The following is a 3511-nucleotide window of genomic DNA, read 5'->3' as shown; positions in this document are numbered from 1 at the left end:
CGGCCTCTGTACACCCGGGCGGGGCTGACCCGCGCATTAACCGGGTGGTGCGCCGTTCGGCGCACCACCCGGCCCGTTCGGCGCAGGAAGATCTCTTTTCGGCGCGTGAACTCGTTAACCTCACGGTGATCTGACCGTGGCGCTCCGAAGAGGAGGTACGGCGAAATGGCGGAACCTGAAGCCGAGGCGGCGCCCGCGCCCCGAAGCGATCGCAGCCCGTGGAACTGGCTGCTTGTGGTGCCGATCGTGCTGCCCCTGCTGACTCCCTTGTTCAATTTCGACTCGCCGCGGCTGCTCGGCTTCCCGGCGTTCTACTGGTTGCAGTTCGCGTTCATCCTCGTCGGCGTCGCCGCCACGAGCCTGGTCTACGCCCGAACGAAGAAGTGATCCGATGGGCGACCACATCACCGAGATCATCGTCTTCACGTTCCTGTTCCTGCTGGTCAGCGTCATGGGCTTCGTGGCGGCCCGGTGGCGCGCGCCGAAGGACATGCTGCACCTGGACGAGTGGGGACTCGGCGGGCGCAGCTTCGGCGGCTGGATCACCTGGTTCCTGATCGGCGGCGACCTGTACACCGCGTACACGTTCGTCGCGGTTCCGGCGCTGTTGTTCAGCGCGGGTGCGGCCGGCTTCTTCGCGGTGCCGTACACCGTGATCATCTATCCGTTGTTCTTCCTGGTGCTGATCCGGCTCTGGTCGGTGTCGCACCGGCACGGGTTCGTCACCCCGGCCGACTTCGTGCGCACCCGGTTCGGCTCGCCCACGCTGGCACTGCTGGTGGCGATCACCGGCATCGTGGCGACCATGCCGTACATCGCGCTGCAGCTGATCGGCATCGAAGCGGTCCTCAAGACCATGGGCGTGACCGGCGAAGGGGTGCTGGCCCGGCACGCGCCGATCATCGTGGCGTTCGCCATCCTGGCCGCGTACACGTATCAGTCCGGGTTGCGCGCGCCCGCGCTGATCGCGTTCGTCAAGGACACGCTGATCTGGATCGTGATCCTGGTGGCGGTCATCTACCTGCCGTTCAAGCTGGGCGGCTGGGGCGACATCTTCGACGCCGCGGACGCCAAGTTCTCGGCCTCACCGGCGCCCAACGACGGCATCACGCTGAACGCCAACAACCAGCTGCAGTACATCACCCTGGCGCTCGGCTCGGCGCTCGCGCTGTTCCTCTACCCGCACAGCATCACCGGCGTGCTGGCCAGCAAGAACCGCAACGTGATCAAGCGGAACATGTCGGCGCTGCCGGCGTACTCGTTCCTGCTCGGCCTGATCGCCCTGCTCGGCTACATGGCGATCGCGGCCGGCGTGAAGCCGCTGCCAGGCGCCAAAGAGGGCACCGTGGACAGCAACACGGTCGTGCCGCTGCTGTTCGACCAGCAGTTCCCGGCCTGGTTCGCGGGCATCGCGTTCGCCGCCATCGGCATCGGCGCGCTGGTCCCGGCGGCCATCATGTCGATCGCCGCGGCCAACCTGTTCACCCGCAACATCTACAAGGAGTACCTGCGCAAGGACGCCACCCACGCCCAGGAGGCGAACGTCTCCAAGATCGTGTCGCTGGTGGTCAAGGTCGGCGCGGTCGCCTGCATCATCTTCCTGGACCCGCAGTTCTCCATCGACCTGCAGCTCATCGGCGGCGTGATCATCCTGCAGACCGCGCCGGCGGTCGCGCTGGGCCTGTTCACCCGGTGGTTCCACCGCGGCGGCCTGATCGCCGGCTGGGCGGCCGGCATGACGCTGGGCATGTGGATGCTGTACCAGATCCCCAACGCGGCCAGCGGGCGCAAGCACTTCGGCGGCTCGGCGTTCCCGCTCTCCGAGTTCGGGTTCGACACCACCCGGACGATCTACGTGGGCTTCGTCGCGGTGGCCGTCAACCTGCTGGTGGCGGTGCTGGTCACGCTGGTCCTGCGGGCGACGAAGACGCCGGACGGCGTGGACGGCACGCGGTCCGACGACTACTTCGCCGACGAGGGCGACCCGCGACTCGAGAAGGCCCGGACCAACCCCGACGAACTGGCGTCCTCGACCTGACCTGATCCGCTCCCGCACCGCAAGAAGCCGGGCCCCCCGTCCAGGGCCCGGTTTTTTGTCGGCTCGTTTTTTCCGCAAGCCCTTGGCAGTCGGCGGGTGGGAGTGCTAAAAAATGAAGTGTCGCTGCTGCTCACCGCGGTGATGAACCACCACGGTCGACGCGGAGCGACTCGAGACGAGTGCGCCACAACCTGCCGGACACACCGGCAGGTCATGTCGAGGAGGTGGATCCGTGGTGCTCACTTTCGACCCTTTCCGCGAGTTCGACCGCCTGGCCGGTCAGATGCTCGGTACCGCCGCCGGCGGCGGCGTCGCCACCATGGCGATGCCGATGGACCTCTACCGATCCGGTGACCACTTCGTGTTGCATTGCGACCTGGCCGGCATCGACCCCGGGTCCGTGCAGGTGGACGTCGACGGCAAGGTGCTGACCATCCGCGCGGAACGCACGCCGCGCACCGACAGCGACGTGCAATGGGTACGCCGGGAACGCGCCACCGGCGTCTTCGAGAGGCGGCTGACCCTCGGCGACGGCCTCGACCTGGACAACATCTCCGCGACCTGGCAGGACGGGGTGCTCACCCTGACCATTCCGGTCGCCGAGGCCGCGAAGCCGCGCCGCATCCCGATCAACGCCGGCCAGGGACAGGTGCTGAACAGCACGTCCCGCGAGCAGACCGCGATCGCGCAGTCCTGATTCCCCCTCCACCGGATCGCCGGGCGGGCGGTTCGCCCGCCCGGCGAGCTCGTCACGCCCGCCGCCCCCACGCGGCGGGCGTTGGTATGTCCTGCGGTACCCGGATGCCGGCGTGGTGCGGTCGGGTCGCCGGCACAGCCTGAGTAACGCGGGTTTGGTGGCCTCGGGACGGCGCTCCGGTCGGGTGCGGAGCGCTGGGGTGGTCCGAGTCGTGCATGACTTGCCTGCTGCCGGTTGGGTGTTCTGGGTGCCATCATCTCCACGGGTAGGGCGGGTGCTCGTGGTGGCGTTGCGGTGGGTGCTGCCTTGCCGCGTGGGTGGGGCGGGTGCTCGTGTGTGTGGGGAGTTGGGGTGCGGTGGGTGCCGTTGTTCCACACGGTTGGTGGGGGCATCCGTCGTGCGGGGATTCTCGGTGCGGTATGCGCCATTGCTCGACACGGCTGGGTGGGCGTCGGGTGTGTGGGAAGTTGAGGTGCGGTGGGTGCCGTTGCTCGACACGGCTGGGTGGGGCGCGTCGCCTGTCCGCACGGTGGGTGGGCGCATTCCGCGTGTGGGGAACTGTGGTGAGGTGGGTGCCGGTGCTTCCCACGGCGGCCTCCGGGGGCGCGCCGCTGCGGCAAGGGGATCTTGGACGGCGCGTACCGGAGCGCTAGGCCGTGTTTCGTAGGACCGTCGATGTTGCGGCGTGGCGGTGGTCGATAACTGAAGAGGTCTCCGGTAGTTGGTTCAGCGACCAAGCTAGAACTTCACACCGGAGACCTCGTGCCGAGCGTAGC

Annotated in this window: 3 protein-coding genes; all 3 read left to right on the top strand. The window is 68.0% G+C overall.

The window, feature by feature from the left end; all coding sequences use genetic code 11:
* Positions 1-165 precede the first annotated feature (165 nt).
* Positions 166-387 carry a DUF3311 domain-containing protein gene (locus tag LDL48_RS42110; RefSeq protein ID WP_225260812.1) on the top strand — a complete coding sequence of 74 codons (222 nt, stop codon included), beginning with the start codon at positions 166-168 and terminating at the stop codon, positions 385-387.
* Between the two features lie 4 nt (positions 388-391).
* Positions 392-2038 (top strand): monocarboxylate uptake permease MctP, encoded by a 1647-nt coding sequence (mctP, locus tag LDL48_RS42105; RefSeq protein WP_225260811.1) that lies wholly within the window; start codon positions 392-394, stop codon positions 2036-2038.
* A 232-nt stretch (positions 2039-2270) separates the two neighbouring features.
* Positions 2271-2735, top strand: a complete 465-nt coding sequence (locus LDL48_RS42100) for an Hsp20/alpha crystallin family protein (protein ID WP_225260810.1) — start codon at positions 2271-2273, stop codon at positions 2733-2735.
* The last annotated feature ends 776 nt before the right edge of the window (positions 2736-3511 follow it).

It is taken from the genome of Jidongwangia harbinensis, assembly GCF_020216025.1.
Taxonomy (GTDB): Bacteria; Actinomycetota; Actinomycetes; order Mycobacteriales; family Micromonosporaceae; genus Actinoplanes; species Actinoplanes harbinensis.
Note: the sequence above shows the minus strand (reverse complement) of the source record. Positions and strands in the feature narration are given on the sequence as shown.